This window comes from Chloroflexus sp., assembly GCF_049970315.1.
Classification (GTDB): domain Bacteria; phylum Chloroflexota; class Chloroflexia; order Chloroflexales; family Chloroflexaceae; genus Chloroflexus.
Window position 1 is genome coordinate 44,442 of sequence record NZ_JBMFNE010000019.1, and the last position, 18,493, is coordinate 62,934.

At 54.2% G+C, this 18,493-nt stretch carries 21 protein-coding genes; 7 read left to right on the forward strand and 14 right to left on the reverse strand.

What is annotated here, in order from left to right:
* Window positions 1–33 precede the first annotated feature (33 nt).
* Window positions 34–714: a response regulator transcription factor gene (locus ACP5OT_RS12970; RefSeq protein ID WP_424675260.1), complete on the reverse strand. Its 681-nt coding sequence runs from the start codon at window positions 712–714 to the stop codon at window positions 34–36.
* Between the two features lie 447 nt (window positions 715–1,161).
* Here ACP5OT_RS12970 and ACP5OT_RS12975 point away from each other — a divergent pair, with 447 nt between their 5' ends.
* The 7 genes from ACP5OT_RS12975 to ACP5OT_RS13005 all read left to right on the forward strand — a co-directional run bounded on the left by ACP5OT_RS12975 (window position 1,162) and on the right by ACP5OT_RS13005 (window position 6,834).
* Entirely contained in the window at window positions 1,162–1,626 is a 465-nt protein-coding gene (locus ACP5OT_RS12975; protein ID WP_428112583.1) for a heme-binding domain-containing protein, read from the forward strand.
* Window positions 1,627–1,661: 35 nt separating this feature from the next.
* Window positions 1,662–2,489, forward strand: coding sequence for a PepSY domain-containing protein (locus ACP5OT_RS12980; RefSeq protein ID WP_428132347.1), 828 nt, complete (start codon window positions 1,662–1,664; stop codon window positions 2,487–2,489).
* Window positions 2,490–2,592: 103 nt separating this feature from the next.
* Window positions 2,593–3,003 carry a hypothetical protein gene (locus ACP5OT_RS12985; RefSeq protein WP_428132349.1) on the forward strand — a complete coding sequence of 137 codons (411 nt, stop codon included), beginning with the start codon at window positions 2,593–2,595 and terminating at the stop codon, window positions 3,001–3,003.
* A 14-nt stretch (window positions 3,004–3,017) separates the two neighbouring features.
* Window positions 3,018–3,959 (forward strand): FAD:protein FMN transferase, encoded by a 942-nt coding sequence (locus tag ACP5OT_RS12990; RefSeq protein ID WP_424675264.1) that lies wholly within the window; start codon window positions 3,018–3,020, stop codon window positions 3,957–3,959.
* A 12-nt stretch (window positions 3,960–3,971) separates the two neighbouring features.
* Window positions 3,972–4,820, forward strand: coding sequence for a hypothetical protein (locus ACP5OT_RS12995; protein ID WP_424675265.1), 849 nt, complete (start codon window positions 3,972–3,974; stop codon window positions 4,818–4,820).
* A gap of 125 nt (window positions 4,821–4,945) precedes the next feature.
* Complete coding sequence (locus ACP5OT_RS13000) at window positions 4,946–6,127, forward strand: MBL fold metallo-hydrolase (protein WP_424675266.1); 1,182 nt, start codon at window positions 4,946–4,948, stop codon at window positions 6,125–6,127.
* A gap of 95 nt (window positions 6,128–6,222) precedes the next feature.
* Complete coding sequence (locus ACP5OT_RS13005; RefSeq protein ID WP_428132351.1) at window positions 6,223–6,834, forward strand: biotin transporter BioY; 612 nt, start codon at window positions 6,223–6,225, stop codon at window positions 6,832–6,834.
* A 187-nt stretch (window positions 6,835–7,021) separates the two neighbouring features.
* On the opposite strand, the gene ACP5OT_RS13010 is transcribed toward ACP5OT_RS13005, so the two are convergent.
* From ACP5OT_RS13010 to tsf, 13 genes are all read right to left on the reverse strand, one after another.
* Window positions 7,022–7,333 carry a hypothetical protein gene (locus ACP5OT_RS13010; RefSeq protein WP_424675268.1) on the reverse strand — a complete coding sequence of 104 codons (312 nt, stop codon included), beginning with the start codon at window positions 7,331–7,333 and terminating at the stop codon, window positions 7,022–7,024.
* The gene (locus ACP5OT_RS13015; RefSeq protein WP_012615842.1) at window positions 7,330–7,581 is read right to left on the reverse strand and encodes a hypothetical protein; all 252 of its coding nucleotides are present in this window, start codon (window positions 7,579–7,581) and stop codon (window positions 7,330–7,332) included. Before ACP5OT_RS13015 ends, ACP5OT_RS13010 begins: the two co-directional genes overlap by 4 nt.
* A gap of 39 nt (window positions 7,582–7,620) precedes the next feature.
* The gene (cas4, locus tag ACP5OT_RS13020; protein ID WP_428132354.1) at window positions 7,621–8,133 is read right to left on the reverse strand and encodes a CRISPR-associated protein Cas4; all 513 of its coding nucleotides are present in this window, start codon (window positions 8,131–8,133) and stop codon (window positions 7,621–7,623) included.
* A complete protein-coding gene (locus ACP5OT_RS13025; protein WP_424675270.1) occupies window positions 8,127–8,357 on the reverse strand; it encodes a hypothetical protein in 231 nt (76 codons plus the stop codon). The genes cas4 and ACP5OT_RS13025 overlap by 7 nt, the downstream gene beginning before the upstream one ends.
* Entirely contained in the window at window positions 8,357–9,523 is a 1,167-nt protein-coding gene (locus ACP5OT_RS13030) for a M50 family metallopeptidase (RefSeq protein WP_424675271.1), read from the reverse strand. The genes ACP5OT_RS13025 and ACP5OT_RS13030 overlap by 1 nt, the downstream gene beginning before the upstream one ends.
* A 127-nt stretch (window positions 9,524–9,650) precedes the next feature.
* Complete coding sequence (locus ACP5OT_RS13035; protein ID WP_428132357.1) at window positions 9,651–11,093, reverse strand: cellulase family glycosylhydrolase; 1,443 nt, start codon at window positions 11,091–11,093, stop codon at window positions 9,651–9,653.
* A gap of 47 nt (window positions 11,094–11,140) precedes the next feature.
* Window positions 11,141–13,888, reverse strand: coding sequence for an alpha-L-rhamnosidase (locus tag ACP5OT_RS13040; RefSeq protein WP_428132359.1), 2,748 nt, complete (start codon window positions 13,886–13,888; stop codon window positions 11,141–11,143).
* A 3-nt stretch (window positions 13,889–13,891) separates the two neighbouring features.
* On the reverse strand, window positions 13,892–14,854 hold the full coding sequence (locus ACP5OT_RS13045) for an alpha/beta hydrolase (RefSeq protein ID WP_424675274.1): 963 nt from the start codon (window positions 14,852–14,854) through the stop codon (window positions 13,892–13,894).
* A gap of 42 nt (window positions 14,855–14,896) precedes the next feature.
* Window positions 14,897–15,736, reverse strand: coding sequence for a phosphatidate cytidylyltransferase (locus ACP5OT_RS13050; protein ID WP_424675275.1), 840 nt, complete (start codon window positions 15,734–15,736; stop codon window positions 14,897–14,899).
* Between the two features lie 4 nt (window positions 15,737–15,740).
* Window positions 15,741–16,466, reverse strand: a complete 726-nt coding sequence (locus ACP5OT_RS13055; protein WP_287906549.1) for an isoprenyl transferase — start codon at window positions 16,464–16,466, stop codon at window positions 15,741–15,743.
* A gap of 25 nt (window positions 16,467–16,491) precedes the next feature.
* Entirely contained in the window at window positions 16,492–17,049 is a 558-nt protein-coding gene (gene frr, locus ACP5OT_RS13060) for a ribosome recycling factor (protein WP_287908284.1), read from the reverse strand.
* Entirely contained in the window at window positions 17,043–17,783 is a 741-nt protein-coding gene (pyrH, locus tag ACP5OT_RS13065; protein ID WP_424675276.1) for a UMP kinase, read from the reverse strand. Before pyrH ends, frr begins: the two co-directional genes overlap by 7 nt.
* A gap of 69 nt (window positions 17,784–17,852) precedes the next feature.
* Window positions 17,853–18,380 (reverse strand): translation elongation factor Ts, encoded by a 528-nt coding sequence (gene tsf / locus ACP5OT_RS13070; RefSeq protein WP_157044816.1) that lies wholly within the window; start codon window positions 18,378–18,380, stop codon window positions 17,853–17,855.
* Window positions 18,381–18,493: the final 113 nt, after the last annotated feature.

An 18,493-nucleotide genomic window follows, 5' to 3' on the forward strand; every position in this document is an offset into this window, starting at 1 on the left:
GAGGCCGATTGGGTCACACTCTTCATCAGTAGTTTAAGCACGTTCCGCCTCCAATCGATACCCAATTCCGCGTATTGTTAGAATTGGATCGGTTTCACCTGGCGCATTCAATTTGCGCCGTAAGTATGAAATATACACATCAACCATTTGCGGTTGTACGTCATGTTCAAACGACCAGACATAATCAAGGATTTGTTGACGGGTGAGAGTTTGCCCGGCGTTTCGCATCAGATATTCGAGTAGCCGCCATTCGGTTGGCGTCAGATCGAGTCGGCGTTCGCCACGACGGGCCGTGTAGTTACGCAAATCGAGAACGATAGCGCCGATCCGTAGCTCGTTATTACCAAGACTCGGGTTAAATCGCCGTCCCAATGCGCGCACACGGGCTAACAATTCCTCAAAAGCGAACGGTTTGACGAGATAATCGTCGGCGCCACTTTCAAATCCCAGTACTTTATCCTCGAGCTGTCCGCGTGCTGTGAGTAAGAGGAGCGCTGTTGGTAGCCGTGCTGCGCGGACGGCTCGGCATAGCGACGGCCCATCTCGCCCTGGTAGCATCCAGTCAATCACTGCTACGTCGTACACGCCCTGCAATAGCAGATCGAGCCCTCTCTCACCGTCGTGAGCAACATCGACAGTATAGCGTTCTTCGCGCAACACCCGCTCGATCAAGCGTGCCAGCCGTTTGTCGTCTTCTACGATTAAAATCCGCACGATTTGCTCCTCTATCGTATTCCGCTGTTATTGCGCGGGGAATCGCTCTCAATTCGAGCCAAATCATCTCTCTTTCCCAGCGGGAGAAGGCTGGGTTGAGGCACTCCCCCATTAAACCACGTTGCGCCCTCTGCGCGCTTCGCGTCTTTGCGTCTTTGCGTCTTTGCGTCTTCGCGTCTTCGCGTCTTCGCGTCTTCGCGTCTTCGCGTCTTTGCGTCTTTGCGTCTTTGCGTCTTTGCGTCTTTGCGTTTGAATCATCTGCGCCTATTCGTTCACCCTCCCCTAGCGGGGGAGGGTTGGGGTAGGGGCATCCTCTGTAGCTACCCCTGTTATACCCCGAAAACCTTGGAAAAAGATTGGAATATCCGTGTTTCATTTTAAGACTCTTTTGAGCAAGCGCCGATATGGTTATAGGCGGAACCTGAACAATGCAATGGAGATGACCTTATGTTGAAGCAACTATTCCGGCCTCGCAATGTAGCAATTGCCATCGTGATCTTCTTTGTCGCTATCCAAGCCGTACCGGTGTGGGCATGGCAAACCAATCCACCGGTAGTGACAGATGTGGCATGGACGACACCCGAAGCAGCAAGCATCGCCCGCCGCGCGTGCTACGACTGTCATAGCAACGAGACAGTCTGGCCGTGGTACAGCAAAATTGCACCGGTCTCGTGGCTGGTGACGTATGACGTGATCAAAGGGCGTAACGAGCTGAACTTCTCGCTGCCGCTGCGCGAACCGGCTGAATTAGCCCAAGAGATTGCCGAGGTGGTGCGTAACGGTGAGATGCCGCCGCGCGCCTATCTGCTGACCCATCCCGAGGCGAAGCTGACCCCGCCAGAGGTGCAAACGCTCATTGCCGGTACACCCGGTGCTACCGATGGTCTTACATCCGAACACGATGACGATTAAACCCATTCATTACAAATAAGGAGGAAATGAACCGTATGAATCGCACAATGTTTCTGATCTCGGCCGTATTGACTGCCTTCGTACTTGTCGTAATTGGTGGTGTTGCCGGCCAACTCAGCCTTACTATGGTTGCCGAACCGGTACCCACCGAGATTGTTGTTGAGTCTACTCCTGTCACCGTTCCGGCTATCGATCCGACAGCGGAAGCATTGATCCGTGAGCGCGAAGCAGCATATCAAGCTTCCCTTGCCGAAGCCAATCAGCGCTTGGCCGAAGCCAATCAGCGCCTTGTTATTGCTCAGCAGGAACTTTCAGCTCAGGCAGCAGCTTCTGCACCGGCAGCACCTCCAGCTCCGGTAGTAGCGGCTACCGCCCCGGCAGCAGCACCTCCCGCCCCGGCAGCAGCGGCTACCGCCCCGGCAGCAGCACCTCCGGCCCCGGCCTATGCAGTCACGCCTGAGCAAGCTCAAGCCATTGCTATCGCCAATGCCGGTGGCGCAACCTTGATGCGCTTCCCTGAGTTGGTCAGCTTACAAGGTACACCGGCGTATGAAGTTGTCTTTGATCGCGGTGCCATCTACATCGATGCCCAAACCGGTGCGATTTTAGCCAACACTATCGTTGAAGTTGCACAAGCTGCTAATCCGATCGGTGAAGACCAAGCTATTGCAGCGGCAACTGCCTACCTTGGCGGCGGTACCGTAGCAAAAGTGAAGCGTGAATATGAGCATGGCGTCGATGTCTATGAAGTCAAATTCACCGATGGCAGCGAAGTCTATGTTGATGCCTATAACGGTCAGGTCGTCTATGCTAAAGTCAAAAATGATGGCGATGGCGACAAGGACAAGGATAAGGACGACTAGTCGCTGCTTGACAATCCGGGTGGTGGACTACCCAATGCTAGTCCACCCACTGCCCGTGTAGTGATCCCAACGTTTATTGCAATCCACAAGAGGAGGATATACCATGCAACAACAGCGTAAATCTGCTCGTGCCGATGTCACCGGTCTCAAGTGGTTTATCAGCTCAGCGGCACTGGCCGCTACTATCGGTGGCTGGGGTTGGCTGACGACACAAAACCCACCCCTGATGGATATAGCCGCAACAACACCGAATATCGTGATTGAGGAGCCGTTGGTAGAACGTCAGCCTCTTCCGAATTGGCTGGTACAGGCACCTGGTATCCCGGTGTTGCCAACGGTGGCGCCGTTGAACATCCCTGAACGACCAGCAGCAGCCCCCGCTCCGGCCCCGGCAGCAGCCTCCGCTCCGGCGCCGGCAGCAGCCCCCGCTCCGGCGCCAGCTCTCCGTGAAGTCTCAGTACCGGCACCGGCACCCCGCCCCGCTCCGGCGGCTCGCACTCGCTCGTCACGGTAAGCGGAGGAATCATCATGCAGCGGCTACAGTTTCGCGCGATGGGTTCAACGATCACTATCGTGATCGATAGCGATGATCCGACAGCCCGCTCAGCCCTCAATATCGCCCGGCGAACCTTTCTGCGCTATGAGCAGATTCTGAGCCGCTTTCGTTCGCATAGCGAACTGTCGGCGCTTAACCGACGTGCCGGTCGTGGGCCGGTTCGCGTCGGATACACCCTATGGTGTGCCGTGCAGTATGCCTTGTGGGCTGCGTCTGCCAGCGATGGCATTGTGACACCGACTGTTGGTGCTGCACTGGTTGCTGCTGGCTATGATCGTGATTTTGCAACCCTCGCCGATGGGATTGTACGTCGGCCAGCCGCTGCCCATCCTGCTCCCGCTTGGCGACACCTTCAGCTCGATCCGAGTCGGCGTACTATCGCCCTCCCCGCCGGGGTACAGCTCGATCTAGGAGGGAGTGCCAAGGGTTGGACGGCGGCTATCGTTGCCCGTCGCTTGGGTCGTCGCTTTCCCACACTCGTCGACGCCGGTGGCGATATTGCCATTAGCGGTCCGCAGCGCAAAGGTGCGCCTTGGCCGGTTGAGGTGGCCGATCCACGTGATCCCGATCATGGTCTCGAACTTCTGTTACTCTGGCGTGGCGGTGTCGCTACCTCCGGCATCGATTATCGACGCTGGCAACAAGGTGATCGATGGCAGCACCATCTGATCGATCCGCGCACCGGTTCTCCTGCTGCTACCGATATCCTAGCCGCGACTGTTGTTGCATCCAGCCTTACTATCGCCGAAATGGCGGCCAAAACGGTCGTCATCCTCGGCTCTGAGGCAGGTTTGCCCTGGCTCGCGGCTCGTCCTCAACTTGCTGCTCTATTGATACGACTTGACGGTACGATCATTCGCACGCCGAATCTTGCCCGCTATTGCTGGCAACCAACGGCAATCCCAACTTCATGAGGAGACATCGATATGAGCACTGAACCACTCGCTAACGACCAATCAATCTCAGCCGAAGTCGCTCAGGCGGAACCGGTTGCACCGTCTCGTCCACCTCGACCGGCGCGTGCAGCAGCTCAGTCGGCGCAGCCGACAGCACGGCCACAACGCACGCTCACCGCCAATCCCGATCTGGTCGATCTACCACCGGCGATGTCGTTACCGGCGCTCTTTACTATTCTGCTCGGTGCTATTCTTGGTGCATTCGCGGCCGTGATCATCTTACCGGCTTGGTTACCAGGGCTGGGCTGGTCGTTGAGCGGTGATGAGCCGAAAGCCTATTGGTATCTCTCGCGCAGTAGTGCTGTTGTCGCGTATGCTCTCCTCTGGTTATCGATGGTCTTTGGCTTGCTCATGACCAACCGCATGGCACGGCTATGGCCGGGCGGTCCGGGCGCTTTCGATCTGCATCAGCATACAAGCCTGTTGGGGCTTGCCTTCGCCATCTTCCACGCCCTCATCTTGCTCGGCGACCGTTACATCAGTGCAACTCTGACAGAAGTTCTGACACCCTTCGGTTATATCGGTTATGAACCGTTTTGGGTTGGTTTAGGCCAGCTTGCACTGTACGGCATGGCGGTGGTTGGCCTCAGCTTCTACATCAAGCAGTGGATCGGGCGAGCGATGTGGCGGCTGATTCACCTCCTCAGCTTTGTCATCTGGATTCTGAGCCTCCTGCATGCCATTTACAGCGGTAGCGACCTCGATATTCTCACCGGATTGTACTGGCTGAGTGGCGGTAGTGTGCTGTTTTTGACCATCTATCGGATCCTGGTCTCGTTTCAGCCGACCAAGCCACGCCCGGCGCGTGCCACCGAGTAATGTCTCTCATTGAGAAATAAATCGCAACCCAATTTACCCGCTTTGCGCTTGTTTCACCAAGTTGCGGCGGGTAAACTGTTTTCATGGTTTTGCGAAGAGGCACCATCACCGCAAAGGAGTGGCCAATGACGACGCTCGAACACTTGCAAACCGGCATTGGCGTGCTTAGTCCGGCAGAGTTGTATGCCGAGCTGCTAGCCGAGCGCCCGTTGATGATTCTTGACGTTCGTAATGCGGTAGAATATGCACGCAATCGAGTGCGTGGCCGTCAACCTATTCCCACCCTAAATATCCCCTATTTTGAGTTTATCGAGGATGAAGAACAGACAATTGCTCGCATATCTACCGATAAGCCGGTAACGGTGATCTGTGCCAAAGAGGATTCATCGCAGTATGTAGCCGAATTGTTGTCGGCTCACGGTATTGCTGCACGCTATCTGCTGGGTGGATTCCGCGCCTGGCTTGATTTTCACGTTGTCAACGAAGTTGTCAATGCGCCATGGGGTCGTATCGTGCAAGTTTTCCGACCGTCTCGTGGTGATCTGAGCTACGTGATCATTAGTGCTGGCGAGGCCGCCGTGATCGATCCCGGTCGCCAGATCCACCTCTACCAGGAGATTGCTGCTGCGGCGCAAGCCGATGTTACCCGCGTGTTACTTACCCACCTCGCCGCCGGTCGTTTATCGGGTGGGCCATTACTTGCCGGTACACGCCATACCTTGCTTTATATCCATCCGTATGATGCCCTCCATCCGCGCACATTGTTGCCGGCCCGTCTTGCCTATATGCCGTTGCTTGGTGGCGAACGACTACCGCTCGGTCATTTGCTCATTGAAGCCCACTGGTTCCCCGGTCATACTCCCGGGCATCTCGTCTATCGGGTGATTTCGCCCAACGGTGAACGCTATTTGCTTACCGGCGATGCGTTATTGGTATCCGGCTGTGGCCGTACCGACCTCGCCGGGCATCCGGTTGCTTGGACTGAGCTACTCTTCCGTAGTTTACACACGACGCTCACCGAATTGGTCAACGATCAGACGCTGATTTTACCGTCGTCGAGTGTGAGTTTGGCTGAAGTCCAACCTAACGGGACGATTGCTGTGCCGTTTGCCGTCTTGCGCAATCAACATCCGGCTTTACGCACTTCAGATCCGACGGAGTTGTTGGTGATAGTGAATCCGCCAACGGCTGCGGTATCAACCACGGTCGATACCTTTTGGCAAGTCAATCTCGGCTTACGTCAGCTCAGATCCGAAGAAGTGGCTGAGCTTGAAGTGGAACCATCCCATTGTGTCTTAGCGAATTGAATGATAACGGTCAACACTTGTTTTACATCGGTCGAAGATCGGCTATACTGTATCTCATCAGAAGGACTCGCCGATAGATAACAGGTGGAGGTGTCATGAACCAGACATTGACCACAACCGAGACGCTGGCCCAAGCAGTTTTGCCGCGCCGTGGCTGGCTGGCTTACCCATTAGTGGCCGATGCACTGCTGGTGGTATTGGGTAGCCTATTCGTTGCGCTGACGGCACAAATCCGTATTTCACTTATGCCCTTCTCACCGGTACCGATTACCGGTCAGACGCTGGGGGTACTGGTAACAGGTAGTCTGTTAGGACCTCGACTTGGTGGGTTAGCACTTGTGCTCTATTTGCTCGAGGGTGCAATCGGGTTACCGTTCTTTGCCGGTGGCGCCGCAGGTTACACGTACATTTTTGGGGCAACCGGTGGCTATCTGATCTCATTTCCCATCGCTGCTGCTTTGACCGGTTGGCTGGCAACACGTGGTTGGGATCGTCGTTTTTTGACTGCTGTAGCGTCAATGGTGTTGTCCAACGTGGTTATTTATCTGATTGGGGCAACATGGTTGGCATTCTTTATCGGCGCCGAAAATGCCATCCTTAAGGGCGTGCTCCCCTTCCTGCTCGGCGATGCAATCAAGATCGTTCTTGCCGCTGTTGCTCTGCCGGGCGGTTGGCAATTCCTCAAGTGGTTGCGGGAGCGTCGGTAAGATACGGATGGACGGGGACACGGATACTATGAAAAGGGACACGGATCCTGACGGATGTGACGGAATGCACACGGATGAAATAGGACACGGATAATAACGGATGTGACGGATGCACACGGATTTGAGACAATAAGTATATGCCCGATCCGTGGTCATCCGTCTAATCCGAGTCCCCTGATCGACCCGTCTAATCCGTGTCCTCCTGGTACGGTACGCACGTTGTACACACCCGAAAAGGGATGCCATTTTCACTCATCACACGTACATTATCGCGCGTACCACAATACCGACACACCGACAGATTTGCGATCTCATCAGCGCGCCACAACTGGGGCGTCTGGCTTAACTCCATTGGTGCCTCGGTTGTCAGCACACCGATCCGAACACAAACGGCAGCGGGAAAAATATCGGCTACGCGGGCGGCTAGATGGTAGTGGTACGAATACACCTCGTCACCGATCAGCATGCCGTGCAAACGGGGATGCGGTTGAATTTTCATACCTGTGCTAACCGTTCCATTAATTGTCGTAGCTCACCTTCGGATAATACGAACGGCGCATCGTCGGCGAACATAAGATCGTCGAGAGCGTCGCGAATCACAGCTTCTTCTTCAGGAGGCACGATGATCTCACCCTGCTCTAACTCGTAAAACCGGTCAAATGCCCATGCAGCCAGTTGTTTGCGCGAGAGGCGACCGGCTAGATGTTCGGCAATCGCCGATACGAGATCATCGCACGAAAACTCCATTGCCATCCTCGCTTTCTCAGCAGCACGAGAAGATTGTCGTCAGCTAAGCGCCTCTTCACACTGACTGCGAAAACCGCAACCGCGGCAGCGTGCGATTTCATCGTGGTTACGAGCGACATCCGTGGCGGTGAGGAGATCACGCATCTCGGCCAACGTATTCAATACCTCGTTCCGTACCTCATCGGTATAGCGCAGTCGAAAGGTATCATTGGCGTATCGTAGGAGGCCGTAAGGTGGAGCACTACCGGTAGTCTCTTCCAACAACACGAGATACGCCGCTAATTGCATTAAATCCGACAGATAAGGCTGGTTAGCCTGTCGGTTTGGTTTCACCTCCACCGGGATCAGCGCCTGTCCTTGCTGCAACAAATAGTCAGGCTTACCGGTCAGGCCAAGTCGCGCGCTATATAGTGGCTTCGCCAATGTGCGGGTCGGGCCGGTATCCATGTCGATCACTCGTGCCCATGGTAAACCGCTGCGGCGTCGGAGCACAACCGCAAGGACAAGCATTACTACAGCGCAGAGGATGAGTACGAAACCTAGCCCTACCATGTGCCTGCCCAAACCACGAGTCCAATCCCACCGATCAGCAGCGCAACACCAAGCCAAAGCAGACGCTGGCTGAATACCACTAATCGCCCGTGACGAACATGGTTTATTGTCCCGAAGGCGCGTCGTTCGGCACCTTCAGGTTCGCGACCACCAACTCGACGTAACCACCACGAACGGGCACAGTAGTAGTACTCGCCCAATTCACTTGCCCGAATAATCTCCATCAGCGCCCAAAGATTGGTGTGCCTTGCACGGCATTGATCACGTCGTTTACCGTCAAGAGCAACATCAGGCCCATCAACGCCATAAAGCCAAATGTATGCACCAGCGCCTCTTTTTCAGGTGGTAGCTTCTTCCCTCGCACCCATTCAATCAATGCGAATATAATATGGCTACCATCGAGCGCCGGGATAGGTAGCAAATTGAGGATAAACAGGTTCAGACTTAACACTGCCGTGAGCGACCAGAATGAGATGAAACCGTCGGGCTGGCGAATCACTTCACCGGTCGCACGGGCAATTCCGACCGGACCCAGTGGCTCACCGGTAGGTGGCGGCGTTGGGCTAAATAGTCCGGCAATCGCTGCCGGTAGATCGGCCAGCATCATTACCATCCGCCCGGTCAGTTCAAAACTATGCATCAACCCGGCACCGATTGCAGCCAGCGGATGAATCGGCTGATTCACGACTTGTGGCCCGTAACTGAACCCAAACCCGGCACTAAACTCGCGCCCGTCGGGCGCTGTCCACGGTCCTGGGGTAACATTCAGCGTCAGTTCCGATCCGTTTCGCACCACCACCGCTTCAATCATTGATCCTAACCGTTTGCGGGCAACATCACGGATGACCTGCTCGCTCGTAACCGGTTGACCATCAAGCGACACCAACTCATCGCCGGGCTGAAAGCCGGCCATCGCCGCCGGAGTATTTGGAAAAACGTTACTGATCTCCATCCGTCCGGTCGGCGTTGGAATACCGGTAGTAGCAAAGAGGACGGCAAAGATCACCACTGCTAAGATAAAATTCATCAGTGGGCCGGCCAGCATCACCGGTATCTTACGCCACGGTGGCGCTGCGGCCAGACTACCACTACTGTATACCGCATCTTTTTCTCCGTCCATACCGGCAAAGCGGACAAAACCGCCTAGCGGTAGCCAATTGAGAGTGTATTTGATCCCGTTTCGTTCAAATAATACTAATGCGCGCGGCGGAAATCCGATGCCGAACTCTTCAACTTTAATCCCCATACGCAGCCCAACCCACAGGTGACCTAATTCATGGACAAACACCAGTAGGCTGAGCATTATCAGAAAGACCAGAGTTGTCAGCAATGGATCGAGAATCCCACTGATAAGTTGTGACCAAAGTGTGTTCAAAGTTGTAGTGAGCATACCATGCCCCAATCAGTAAGAGTAATAACGGCGACGAGCCAACCGCCCGCCGCCGCTCGTGTCTACAGATAGTGTACCGGATCGACTTGCTCAAGTCAAGGGATTCAAATATTGACCCGTCGGTAAGTTACGGTTGTCGTTTCAGATAAATGTTTTCAAACCCAACATTGAAGATTGCTGTTGAACCGCTGATAGTCGGAGTAATCGATGTGCCATCGCGCGTATAAGCGGCAATAACTGATGTGGCCGGTAACGTAATCTGGCGCGGTGTCCCATCAGTTGACCAGATCACATCAAGCACAAAGCCATTACCTCGGAAGCGATAGGCTTCGATGCCGGTACCATAGCCGGTAAACGCTTGTGGTGGCACGCGCACCTCGTTCAGCCGTTGAATAGCGAATTGCATCGCATTGTAGGCCGGTCGTGGCTGCTGACTGTCGTCCAGTAAGCTCGTATAGCTCCACCCAGGACCTTGCAAGGTATACCAGACATACGCTTCAACCCCTTCAGCCATTGCCCGTATCGATGTACGGATCAGATGGTTGGCTTTTGCCTGTTCAAATTGGGGTAGTATAGAATTACAATTGAAATATTCATTCATACATCGTAAACCGGTCTCATTCAGAAAGAGTGGTTTGTTAATGCCGTAGCGTTGCATCACGTCACGGAGGAAGCGAATTTTGCCGATTGTTGTCCCTCCTCGATCTTTCCAAGCACCGTTGAGACTCTGTTCATGGAGATCAAAATCGACATTGGGGACTCCTAGAACGTTGGCAATATAGCTCGGATAGCTATGAAACGCTAGAATGTCAAAATACGGGCCGGCACCGGCTCGTAGAGCACCCTCTAAGAAATTGAACGGTTTGCCGTCTGTATTCGTTGGCTGATTCTCAGGACGTGCTAGTAACAAACCGCCGAAAACAACTTTTGCACCCGGATCGGCAGCCCGAATTGCTGGGGTTACAACTTTTAGCATCCTGCCATACCGCTCACCACCGTAATATTCATCGGCGATGTTACCCCAACAGCCGAATTGAGAGTTAGTAGGAACAAGAATAGGATCAACATCTGGTTCGTTACCTAATTCCCAGTAACGGACCAAATATGGGGCTTGGCTGTATTTTGCAACAACTTCTCGTACAAACATGGCAAATTCATCATGGTATTCGTCAAGAATGGCCGCGCAGATATGGCTGCTCCCGGTCGCCCACGATGGGTGATCGTCAATGATGGCCATTACCTGCAGCCCTAACTCATTGGCCGTCAAGACCTCCTGCTCAAATATCTGGAAGCTGGGCGCATTCCAGTTAATCGGGCTGTTCTGGGTAGGTTGCGCTTCCCGCCAACTCAGCGTGTTGAGTCGTACCCAGTGCGCATTGAGGGCTTGGGCGCGTGGTTTAACTTGTGAACTGTACAGCCAACCTGGATTTGTCTCAAACCCGAGCGGTCGAATCGCGTGCGAAGCAACGATCGGTATGTAGAGATTGGTCGTTACCGGTGTCTGAGCTGCTGTTGGGAGGGCGGTCGTAAGCAGTGTAAGGATAAGGAAGGTTAGGATGAGACGGTGCATGACGGTTCTCCTCTAAAACACACCTGTTGTCGTTCACTGATGTTCTATTACCCACCGCTTAACGGTATCCGCATACGTCCATCGGCCATTTGGCTAATCGTAGCGTTGTGATAGTTTGGTGACCATACTTCTTCCCCGTTGTAGGTGATCACCGTTGAATCGGATGGGGGTGGGAGCAGCAAAGCTCCTTGTGTCCCTTCAGGTGCCTGAATCGTCACTCTGCCGGAGTTGCAATCGGTTCTTTCCCATGTTACAGTAAGCGAACCGCTTAGCAAGGGTATTATTCCCGTTGCATGATTCATACTCTCCCAAGCCGGGATAACCTCCCATGTCGTTGGACTGGTTTGGCGCGCTCCCACAATAGCGGTGGTCAGAAACCACGTCGGCGCTCCACTCCAGCTATGTGAACGGCTCGCGTACCAAAACCGATCGCTGTTCAGATGTTCCCACCACGTCGTAGCACCGTTAGCCAGTTGCCAACCGTAAAATGTTTTTATGAGATTGATAGCATCGTTGAATCTTCCCGCGCGGCGCAGACCTTCTAGTACCCAAAACATACCGTATAACTGTACATTGGCGCGGGCCGGATCACGTTCGGTCAAGTCGAGCAGTGCGGTAGCAACCAGTGGGATCTCCGCTTCCGGTACTATACCGTAGGCAAGCGGAAACGCTTGCGCGTGCGGGCCGGGGGCAATAATGTGCTCGTCAATAATGCTGGTAACGTAGCGGTGTTCAGATGAGTCGTATAGGTAACGGTTGATCCCTTCACGTACCCGTGTTGCTTCGTCTAGCCATTGCGTAGCCGTGTTGGTTTCACCGAGCGCCTGGGCAATCGTAGCCGCTGCTTGCAATGTGCCATAGTACATTGCATTGACCGGAGTAGATCTGCCGTAGCGAGCGGCTACGACGCTACTGTCAATATAGCTCGGTCGCCACGCCAGGTTTGTCGGTAGCTCAAGTAGTCCGGTGTCATTCTGGCGATAGACGGCGATGTAGTCCAAAAAACGAGTAATGGTAGGCCATAACTCGTGGGCAAGGGTTGCGTCACCGGTACGTTGGAGATCTGCGGCAATCGCTTGAACCCACAGCATGCCGTAATCAAGCATTCGTCCGGCAACATTCGGTGCCATTGCTGCCGGTGTCCCTTCAGGGGTGAAGGCGTCGGCAAGCTGCCGTAACCCGCGTCGGAGCAATAATTGGTCGCCGAAGGCAACTTGATTGATGTGATAGGATACAAATGCGTCGCCCCACCATTGCCCTCGTTCACGCCAGGGCGTATCGGTGTAGGCATCTGTCATATTTGGCAGTAAGCTATCGACGCCGACCTGCCAAATCTGGTTTAACAACGGATCGTCACTCGTAAATGACCCAATTTGAGTAACCGGATACCGTTCCTCACGCACCTGGAGATTGCGCAGCTCAACCGATTCATTACTCCAGACCGCAATGACAATGTACCGCCCGGCTCGGGTATCGATAGTGGTTAGACGCTGTTCGCGCCCATCAAGCCGCCACGAATCGATTTGGTTCCATTCTGGGTGTAACTCGCCGGGAAATGGGAGCGGAATAGTTTGTTGCCATAATCGTTCATCCCAACCAATGTCAACCGTGGCCCCGTCCGGTCCTGCTACCTCTGCGTATAACCTGCCATGCACGGTTCGCCCCAAGTCAAGAACGGCATAACTGGCCGGTGGTTGGAAGGATAGTGTCGGTGAGGGTGTCTCGGATACGGTGACTGCTTGTGGATCGGGTTGTGGCGGCGCCAGCAACACTCGCCGTCCGGCGTGGGCTGTAGCGTTCAATGTCGGTATGCTTGCTAACCCCTCTCGCGAGATGAATATCGTCCAGCCTTCTGGTCGCTCGCTGAGTCCGGTGACGTGCAGCGTATGCGTCCCAACATTTGCCAGATACGAAGCAGTGACAATGCCCGGTGGTCGTTCGGATGCGGGTCTCCAGATGAGTTGATTTCCGTTTATCGTTATATTTGTGGTAAGTTCGTCTTGTAAACTTACCAGTGTAAGCATTGTCTGGTGCTTTACTTGAATCTGGAAACGCGCCTGATCCTCGCTACTCAATAACTCAATCGGGACGAAATCTTTCCCCAGCCAACCGGTGCTAATACGCTGAATTGGTATATCAACTTCAACCGTTAAGGGTATCGAGCGGGCGGTAAACCGAGCGGGCGTCACCTCGACGGCAACGGCTGGTTGCCACGGTGACTCTGTGCCCATAAGTGACCAATCGGGTGGTAACAAACGCAAATCAACAATTTCGGTCGGCCCGATCAGTCCCCAACGATGAACAGGAGCCGCATCACTACGGTAGGCGAAGAGTGGTTGTGTTTGCCAATGCGGGCCACTGGTAGTGAGCGTTTGACCCGCACTCTGGAGAAGCGCCCATAAAAACGGGCGCTCCGATTCGCTCCGCCGAAAATTGGGTGCCCATTGGACACGGACGATTAACACGTGCCTGCCTGGCGTGAGATCACCAAGCGAGAGTTGATCGTATTCACGATGTTGACGCGAGAATCGTGCCGGACCACGCCCAACGAAATTGCCGTTGAGGTAGGCTTCGTAACGTGTATCGGCAAAGATAGAGAGGATTGCGTTCGGAGCGAGTGTATCGCGCTCGATGACAAGACGGAAGAGCGCAACTTCATGGGCTGCCGGTGTAGAGCTGTGCCACCAGATCGGAGTAGCAGCGCAAAAACAGAGATCGGCTGCCCGTGTTGGTTGTGGCCAGCAGAGGCAAAGTAAAGCCGTAATCAGCCAGAATGTGGTGAACGATCGCTGCATTGACTATTGTTTCTGACGCACTACCTCGTCCAACCACTCCATCATCTCGGCAAAGTAGCGTTCACGCACCGGCGCCGGTGATAACGCGAGATCATGTAAACCGTCCTCAATCGCGATCATCGTCACATCATCACCAAGCCGTGGGCCATCACGGCGCATATGCGCAACGTCAAGCACAATATCGGCCTTGGTAATCTCAGCACTACCGGGAATAGGCCATGCCGAGCGTGCCGAGTGGGTAATCAAAATCGGGCAGCGAATACCGAGTCCGCGTCGTAATCGACGTTGGGCCAGCAAGATAGCCCGCGCCGTACCGGCCCGCATCGGAATACCGTTGATCGGTTTCCAACGCTGGTCAAACTCCCATTCACCGTTCGCTCCTCGATAAATTGTCTCGCCGTATACCGATGAGAGCTTACCAACGATCCGCATAGGTTGCCAGCGCCCAAGCAGCATCACCAACGGGATTGAGGCTCGTGTGAGTGGATCGATAAAGAAATCGAAAAACGGACTGTTTAACACTAACGCACCAAGCCGATCACGGCGCTGCCCTTCTCCGGCGTACATTGCCGCAATCAATCCCCCTGCCGAATGGCCGTGCAACACGAGCCATGGCCGGTGTTGTTCTGCATCGATGATCTCAATCGCCGCATCGATGAACGGATAGAACTCGGCAATATCGCGGTAGAAGCAGGGGATTTGGTGAGGCTGCATCGCGCGTCCGTGGCCCGGCAGATCAATGGCGTAGAAGGCGTAGCTGTGAGCCTGAAACACTTCGGCAAGGTGCGTTTGAAAAAAGTAATCGGAGTAGCCATGCACATACAACACCGCCCGCGCTGCAGCATTCGGATGTGATCGGCGTACCAAGACGGCACGACCCCCCGCTACATCGATTTGGCGCATCTCGAATCCGGCTAAGGCTACGTCGGGCCTCCATTGTTGTTGAGTTGGTACCGCTGTAATCATTGGATCGCACCTTGTTCTACACCAACGAATCGGCGTTGTATCTCAACGGGTAAACAGTACGATGAAATAATAAACCACCGGCCCGGTAAACAAGATACTATCAATCCGATCAAGAATACCACCATGACCGGGGATAATAAAGCCTGAATCCTTCACCCCAACTTGTCGTTTGATCAACGACTCGGCAAGATCACCAAGCGGCCCAAAGATACCGGCAACGACACCGAGAATCGCTGCTTGCCAGAGTGTAATAGGCAGACCGAGTAGTGGCACGCAGAACAAGGCAGTCGCGATTGCCGCTGTCATACCACCAAAAAAACCTTCCCAGCTCTTTTTGGGGCTAAGGATAGGTGCCATTTGGGTACGACCCAACTTGCGACCGACAAAAAAAGCACCGGTATCTTGCAACCACGTAATCGCTAAGGTAAAAAAGACCCACGCTGCACCGGGAGGAATGCCGGCAAATGCCAACCAACCGTTCTGGAGTGGCATGTCAAGTTGACGTAATAGCAAATAACTACTCAGCAAACCACCGACATAGTACGCACCGGCAAAAGTCAACGCCCAACTGAGCAAACTGGTTTGGCGCTCATGACGCGCAATCTCAACGATCAGTGCCCCGATGATTGAGCCAAAAATCACCACCAACATCAGATCAATAGTGGTCAAAGGCTGAAAAAAGGTTGCCGCACAGATCGCTAACCCGATGGTAATCCCTTCCACCGTGCGTGGCGCATAGCCACCGTGGCGAAAGATGGCAAACAACTCACCGATCGACAGTGCGATTGCGAGACCGGCCAGTAAGGCAGTCGTTGGCGGCCACCACACGGCGGCGATAATCAGTGGGAGTAACACCACGACACTGGCGATCCTTGTCGCCAACGTATTAGCTCGACTCGGGGAGCCCGCCGAAGCGGCGTTCGCGCCGTCCATAGTCAAGAATTGCCTGATGCAGATGTTCGGGCCGAAAATCGGGCCAGAACACCGGCGTAAACCAGTATTCGCTGTAAGCCGACTGCCAGATTAAGAAATTCGAGAGGCGCCGCTCGCCACTAGTACGGATGATCATATCCGGGTCGGGTAGGCCATGGGTTGAGAGGTGCGCACTTATCACCTCGTCGGTAATTTGATCGGCAGGAATACCACTGGCGACAATGGCACGCACTGCGTCGACAATATCGGCTCTTCCGCCGTAGTTGAAGGCGATCGCCAAAATCAGCCCAGTATTGTTACGTGTCAGATCAATCGCGTATTTTACCTTTTCGCGCAAATGGGGGCTGAGACCGTCGAGCCGGCCAAGGTGTCGCAAATGCACATTCTGTGCATGCAGATTCCGGATTTCGCGGTCGATAAAGTCGCTCAGAATCTGCATTAACCCCTGTACTTCCACCGATGGCCGGTTCCAGTTCTCGGTTGAAAATGCGTATAAGGTTAATACACGCACTCCGAGCCGTGCGCATTCCGTGACGATTGGACGAATATTCTCGGTCCCAGCACGATGACCGGCCAGTCGTGGTAAGCCCCGTTGTTGGGCCCAGCGTCCGTTACCATCCATTATCACCGCGATATGTTGCGGAATTTTTGTGCCGGACGGTACACCATCCTGACTCATACGATAGCGCCTCTCAGCGACAGCGTTATATCGCCATCACTTCCGCTTCTTTTTCCGCACCGATTTGATCGAGTTCACGGTTGCAGCGGTCGGTCAGTTGCTGAATCCGTTCTTGACCACGATGTAACTCGTCTTCACTGATCAGTTTTTCTGCTTCCAATTTTTTCAGATCATCAATCGCATCACGGCGCTGGTTACGCACCGATACTTTCACCTCTTCTACCCGATGTCGCACCATTTTTACCAACTCACGACGACGCTCTTCGGTCAGTGGCGGTACCGGTAGACGAATGATCCGACCATCGTTACTCGGGTTAAGACCGAGATCTGATTGCTGTATCGCCTTTTCGATAGCCTTAATCATACCGGTATCGTAAGGTTGGATGATGATCATGCGGGGTTCGGGTACACTAATGTTCGCCAATTGGTTCAGCGGCATGGTCGTTCCATAGGCTTCTACGTGCAGATGTTCGACCAACGCCGCCGAGGCGCGTCCGGTCCGGATCGACGCCAGATGATGACGGAGCGCTTCGGTCGCCTTCTTCAGATGCGCCTCATATTCGTTAATGACATCGTTCAGCATCGCGCGCCTCCTCGCTGATTGCTTACAAGTGTCCCAACATGTTCTCCCATGACAATCCGTTCGATTGTCCCCGGTTCGAGCGCATTAAAGACGATAATTGGTAGATTATTATCCATGCAGAACGTCAGCGCTGTGCTATCCATCACGGTCAGACCGCGATTAATCGCTTCAAGATAGTGAATATGATCGAAGCGCGTTGCTGCCGGATTACGGCGTGGGTCATCGTCGTAGACACCGTCGACGCCATTTTTTGCCATCAAAATCACTTCGGCGTGAATTTCCGCAGCGCGTAGTGCGGCTGCCGAGTCGGTGGTGAAGTAGGGATTGCCGGTACCGGCGGCGAGAATGATGACGCGCCCTTTTTCGAGATGATGCGTTGCGCGACGTCGGATGTACGGCTCGGCCACTTCATCCATCTTAATGGCCGTCATGGCGCGTGTATCGAGACCATGTCGTTCGAGTGCATCTTGCATGGCGAGCGCATTAATAATGGTGGCCAGCATGCCCATGTAATGCGACTGCGCTGCATCCATACCACGTTCAATGGCCCGGTGACCGCGCCAGATATTACCGCCTCCAACGACGATCGCGATCTCTACACCGTGCCGATGAACACGACCGATCTCTTGGGCGAGAAAATCCAGCATGTCGTAACTGACGACCTCACCATCAGTCCCTTTGATTTGCTCACCACTCAATTTAATTAAGATCCGGCGGTATTTTGGTTGTTGCATGGAGTATCCCACCATGGTATCGTGAACAAGGCGGTTTGCACAATGGCAAACCGCCTGTTAAGTGTCTCGTTATGCACCAACTTCGTAGCGGACAAAACGCCGGACAACGATATTTTCGCCCAGTTTGGCGATAGCCTCTTTGATCTTCTCTTCGATAGTGCGGGCCGGGTCCTTAATAAACTTCTGCTCGAGCAGTACAGTCTCTTCGATGAACGCTTGACGCGATTGGCCGCTCTCGGCGATCATCTCGTCAGTGACTTCGTTGACGCTGATAAAGCGCGGGTTGAGCGCAACGATATGTTGGGCTAGATCGTTCGCCAACTGGCTGAACTCGGCCGTGCGTGCGACGAAGTCGGTCTCACAGCTCAGCTCAACCATTGCGGCAATTCGTGAACCGTAGTGGACATATACGCCAATGAGACCTTCATTGGCTTCGCGCGAGGCCTTCTTGGCTGCCGCCTCAATCCCACGCTCCCGTAAAATCTCGATAGCCTTGTTGATGTCACCACCGGTCTGCTCGAGAATATCCCGGCATTCTTTGATACCGGCCCCGGTGCGTTCGCGTAGTTCCTTAACTAATTCGATTGGTACCGCCACGGTTATACTCCCTCTGGATGAAGCTACTGTCTCCGCTATCGTTCATCTCCGGATCGTGCTACGGAGGGGCATGCGCCCCCCCGTGCTTCGTCGGTTTGCGCCGGTCTGTTACC

Coding starts and splice junctions, on each gene's coding strand:
- ACP5OT_RS13005 (WP_428132351.1), top strand. CDS start 6,223: ATGAACCAGACATTGACCACAACCGAGACGCTGGCCCAAGCAGTTTTG.
- ACP5OT_RS12985 (WP_428132349.1), top strand. CDS start 2,593: ATGCAACAACAGCGTAAATCTGCTCGTGCCGATGTCACCGGTCTCAAG.
- ACP5OT_RS13015 (WP_012615842.1), bottom strand. CDS start 7,581: ATGGAGTTTTCGTGCGATGATCTCGTATCGGCGATTGCCGAACATCTA.
- ACP5OT_RS12990 (WP_424675264.1), top strand. CDS start 3,018: ATGCAGCGGCTACAGTTTCGCGCGATGGGTTCAACGATCACTATCGTG.
- pyrH (WP_424675276.1), bottom strand. CDS start 17,783: ATGCAACAACCAAAATACCGCCGGATCTTAATTAAATTGAGTGGTGAG.
- ACP5OT_RS13040 (WP_428132359.1), bottom strand. CDS start 13,888: ATGCAGCGATCGTTCACCACATTCTGGCTGATTACGGCTTTACTTTGC.
- cas4 (WP_428132354.1), bottom strand. CDS start 8,133: ATGGTAGGGCTAGGTTTCGTACTCATCCTCTGCGCTGTAGTAATGCTT.
- ACP5OT_RS13010 (WP_424675268.1), bottom strand. CDS start 7,333: ATGAAAATTCAACCGCATCCCCGTTTGCACGGCATGCTGATCGGTGAC.
- ACP5OT_RS13000 (WP_424675266.1), top strand. CDS start 4,946: ATGACGACGCTCGAACACTTGCAAACCGGCATTGGCGTGCTTAGTCCG.
- ACP5OT_RS12975 (WP_428112583.1), top strand. CDS start 1,162: ATGTTGAAGCAACTATTCCGGCCTCGCAATGTAGCAATTGCCATCGTG.
- ACP5OT_RS13025 (WP_424675270.1), bottom strand. CDS start 8,357: ATGGAGATTATTCGGGCAAGTGAATTGGGCGAGTACTACTACTGTGCC.
- ACP5OT_RS13035 (WP_428132357.1), bottom strand. CDS start 11,093: ATGCACCGTCTCATCCTAACCTTCCTTATCCTTACACTGCTTACGACC.
- ACP5OT_RS12980 (WP_428132347.1), top strand. CDS start 1,662: ATGAATCGCACAATGTTTCTGATCTCGGCCGTATTGACTGCCTTCGTA.
- frr (WP_287908284.1), bottom strand. CDS start 17,049: ATGCTGAACGATGTCATTAACGAATATGAGGCGCATCTGAAGAAGGCG.
- ACP5OT_RS13055 (WP_287906549.1), bottom strand. CDS start 16,466: ATGAGTCAGGATGGTGTACCGTCCGGCACAAAAATTCCGCAACATATC.
- ACP5OT_RS12995 (WP_424675265.1), top strand. CDS start 3,972: ATGAGCACTGAACCACTCGCTAACGACCAATCAATCTCAGCCGAAGTC.
- ACP5OT_RS13045 (WP_424675274.1), bottom strand. CDS start 14,854: ATGATTACAGCGGTACCAACTCAACAACAATGGAGGCCCGACGTAGCC.
- ACP5OT_RS13030 (WP_424675271.1), bottom strand. CDS start 9,523: ATGCTCACTACAACTTTGAACACACTTTGGTCACAACTTATCAGTGGG.